Source organism: Enterobacter cloacae complex sp. P17RS (genome assembly GCF_014895885.1).
GTDB lineage: Bacteria > Pseudomonadota > Gammaproteobacteria > Enterobacterales > Enterobacteriaceae > Enterobacter > Enterobacter bugandensis.
Map to the genome: position 1 here is coordinate 1 of NZ_JADBQK010000005.1, position 3,456 is coordinate 3,456.

At 57.5% G+C, this 3,456-nt stretch carries 4 protein-coding genes; 1 reads left to right on the top strand and 3 read right to left on the bottom strand.

Features of this window, described 5'->3' with window-relative positions; genetic code table 11:
• Positions 1–79: hypothetical protein (locus IM265_RS21985; protein ID WP_226839326.1), on the top strand; the 79-nt coding region annotated here is incomplete at its 5' end.
• A gap of 135 nt (positions 80–214) precedes the next feature.
• Here IM265_RS21985 and IM265_RS04680 read toward each other — a convergent pair.
• The 3 genes from IM265_RS04680 to adk form a co-directional block, all read right to left on the bottom strand.
• Complete coding sequence (locus IM265_RS04680) at positions 215–1,519, bottom strand: inosine/guanosine kinase (RefSeq protein WP_045260696.1); 1,305 nt, start codon at positions 1,517–1,519, stop codon at positions 215–217.
• 62 nt (positions 1,520–1,581) lie between these two features.
• Positions 1,582–2,544: a ferrochelatase gene (hemH, locus tag IM265_RS04685; RefSeq protein WP_126818312.1), complete on the bottom strand. Its 963-nt coding sequence runs from the start codon at positions 2,542–2,544 to the stop codon at positions 1,582–1,584.
• Between the two features lie 124 nt (positions 2,545–2,668).
• Positions 2,669–3,313, bottom strand: coding sequence for an adenylate kinase (gene adk, locus IM265_RS04690; RefSeq protein ID WP_006809841.1), 645 nt, complete (start codon positions 3,311–3,313; stop codon positions 2,669–2,671).
• Between the last annotated feature and the right edge of the window lie 143 nt (positions 3,314–3,456).

Below are 3,456 nucleotides of genomic sequence, written 5' to 3' on the forward strand. Positions count from 1 at the left end.
TGAAGTGTGGTGGTACAGCACGAAAGTGGGGGTGATCGACCTGAAGAAAAAGTCGATCACCATGGGTAAAGGATGTTAAAAAGTGTTCACCATGTCCCCGAACACCTGTCTACCATGTCCCCGGACTGTACAGTCTACCATGTCCCCGGACTGTACACCCACAGGGAGAGGGAACAAATACTAAAAACGGCAACCACAGGTTGCCGTTTTGCTTTTACCTGTCCCAGTACGCCTCTTCGAGGCTGTCTTCTCGTTCCGGCAGACCGCGCGTTAAGCGCGGCGAATGCTGGTTCAGTACCTGGTAGCTTACGCGGTTGGCGTACTTACACACCTGCGCCAGTGACGAATAGGTCAGCCAGCTGAACTTGTGCTTGCTGGAGTTCGGCACGTTAGTTTTGTGATAGGCGTTCGCGGTAATGTCATGCAGCAGCGCGGCAAGCGCGCCGTCGCCCGCGCCGTTAGTGTTCATGATCTTCTCCGGCCCGCCCATATACGGCGCAATGTGGGAGTAGATACGCAGCGGATTCACGCAGTCTTTGTGGCGCATGCCGCGGCTGAACTCGTACTGGTTGAACTCCGCAATCGCCCCCGGCAGCAGCGGGTGCTGGGTTTTGCGTTTGCTCTCTTCTTCGGTGAAGCCCGCCATATACAGCCCAACCGGACCCGCGGTGCAGAGCACCAGATCCACCCAGTCCAGCGCTTTGTCGGACGCCAGCAGCGGATCGCTTTCACCGGTCAGCGCCTCGGCCTCTTCTTCGTTCATCGCCAGAATGGAGACGTGCTCTTTCAGGAAGGTCTGCCACCACTCCGGGTTATCGGCAATCACGAATTTGGTGCCCAGCGTCAGAACGACGGGCACGTCGTACTTTTTCGCGTACTCAATCGCCTTCATGGTCGCCTCAGGCATCGGCTCGCCCGGCTTGCAGCGCACCAGGTAGGAGGTCAGCACCAGCGCAGACGCGCCCGCGATCACCTCTTCGGGAATGCTTTCCGCGCGCAGCTTGTTCATGTGGCCCGGGCTGATGGCAAAGGTACGCTCGCCGGATTCGCCGATCAGCGTAAAGCAGCGGCCAATCGGCCCGTCTACGCCCTGGAGATAGTTCAGATCGGTGCGGCTGGAGGTGTTGCACAGGTAGCGGTAGGCGTAGCCACCGATTTCGATATTGCTGCACATCACGCCGAGCAGCACCGAGCGGTCATCTGCCAGCACCGAGTAGTTGTGCATGGTGTTGCCGATGGTGCCGCCAGCGAACTGATGGGTAATCAGATTTTCGCGCACCAGCTCCTGGTACAGCGCTTCGGCAACGTCGTCCTCAATCACCAGCGAGTGACCGGCGCTCAGACCGTAACGGGCGACAAACTCATCATCCACTTTCGCTTCAATGTCCACCAGCGTCTGGTCGATACCGACAACCCAGGCCGCGCTGGTTTCATTTTCAGGCTGGATTTGCTGCAGGAGCGGATCGCGGGCATCGACGGGAAAGTAGTGTTTGGATTTGCGTTTACCGGGAAATTTCATGGTCTGAACTGTACGAAGAATATGGGCCGGGAATGGTAGCACAAACCCGGCCCGGAGTGCGATCAGCGGCTGTTCGTCACCAGCGAGACCATCATGTCGATATGCTCAGGTGAGTCGTTAAGCGCCGGAATGTACTCATACTTTTCGCCGCCGGCCTCAAGGAAAAATTCCCGGTTTTGCACCGCGATCTCCTCCAGCGTTTCAAGGCAGTCCGCCGAGAAGCCCGGCGACATCACCTGAATGTGCTTCACGCCCTTCTCGCCGAGCATTTTGAGGGTTTCATCGGTGTACGGCGTCAGCCACGGCTCGCGGCCAAAACGCGACTGGAAGGTCATCATCACCTTCTCCGGCGGCAGGCCAAGGGCGGAGACCAGCTCGCGGGTGGTATCGCGGCAGCGCTGGGGGTAATCATCCCCTTCATTGGCGAAACGCTGCGGAATACCGTGATAGGAGAGCAGCAGCAGATCCGGTTCGCCGTGCTTTTCAAACGATGCTCGGGCGCTGTTGGCAAGCGCCTTAATGTAGAGCTCGTTATCCGCATAATCGCGAATAAAGGTCACGCCCGGAATGCGGCGGCGCGTCTTCAGAATACGCGCCAGCTCGTCCCAGACGGCGGCCACCGTCGAGCAGGAGTACTGCGGATACAAGGCCAGCACGACGATATGATCCACGCCCTGTGCCAGCAGCGCGTCGACGGCGCTTTCCAGAGAAGGTTTACCGTAGCTCATGCCGAGTGCGACAGGCATATCCGGCAGACGGGCGGCCAGCGCTTTTTCCTGACGACGGCTGTACACCATCAGCGGCGAGCCCTCCTCCATCCAGACGGACTGATAAAGTTTGGCGACGCGCGGAGAGCGAATCGGCAGAATGACGCCACGCAGCAGCGGCCACCACAGCAGTCTCGGAAAATCCACGACGCGCGTGTCGCTTAAAAATTGTCGCAGGTAGCGTTTTACCGCCGCTGGAGTGGGTGCTTCTGGGGTGCCCAGATTGGCAAGCAGGATGCCGGTTTTCGCCTGACTCATTCACGCCTCTTAACCATTTGATAGGTTGTCAATTGTAGCGGAAATGCGTTTAAACGAAACCCATTGCTGTGATAGGTAAGATGAGAATGTTTCTCACCCGGAAGCCCGGGTGAGAGGCGCGTGATTAGCCGAGGATTTTTTCCAGCTCTGCACGTACGTCAGCCACGGCTTTAGTGCCGTCAACTTTGGCGTATTTGGTGTTACCCGCCTGCGCTTCTTTGGTGTAGTAGCCAATCAGCGGCGCGGTCATCTGATGGTATTCCACCAGGCGTTTACGCACGGTCTCTTCCTGATCGTCTTTACGGGTGGTCAGCTCTTCGCCGGTCACGTCGTCTTTGCCTTCAACCTTAGGCGGGTTGAATTTGATGTGGTAAACGCGGCCAGAGGCAGCGTGCACGCGACGGCCAACGATGCGGTCAACGATCAGCTCGTCCGGTACGTCGAACTCCAGCACGTAGTCCACGTTGATGCCCGCTTCTTTCATGGCGTCAGCCTGAGGAATGGTGCGCGGGAAGCCGTCCAGCAGGAAACCGTTACGGCAGTCTTCCTGCGCAATGCGCTCTTTAACCAGCGCGATAACCAGCTCGTCGGTTACCAGCTTGCCTGCGTCCATGATGTCTTTCGCTTGTTTACCCAGCTCGGAGCCAGATTTTACAGCGGCGCGCAGCATGTCACCGGTGGAGATTTGCGGAATACCGTATTTCTCCATGATGAACTGAGCCTGAGTTCCTTTACCCGCGCCCGGAGCGCCAAGCAGAATAATACGCATTGCGAAAATCCCCTCAAATGTCGTTTCAATTTTTCAAAAGCGCTAAACAATACCACCAGAACGGGCGTGGCTCAAGGAAGGCGGGAAGGCTGAAACGGTTAATGGGGGGAGATAATTTGGGATAGTGCGGTCTGGTGCCCTCA

What these genes read in the sequence shown, in the direction of transcription:
- IM265_RS04680 (WP_045260696.1), bottom strand. Translation starts at nt 1,519, where the DNA reads ATGAAATTTCCCGGTAAACGCAAATCCAAACACTACTTTCCCGTCGAT.
- hemH (WP_126818312.1), bottom strand. Translation starts at nt 2,544, where the DNA reads ATGAGTCAGGCGAAAACCGGCATCCTGCTTGCCAATCTGGGCACCCCA.
- adk (WP_006809841.1), bottom strand. Translation starts at nt 3,313, where the DNA reads ATGCGTATTATTCTGCTTGGCGCTCCGGGCGCGGGTAAAGGAACTCAG.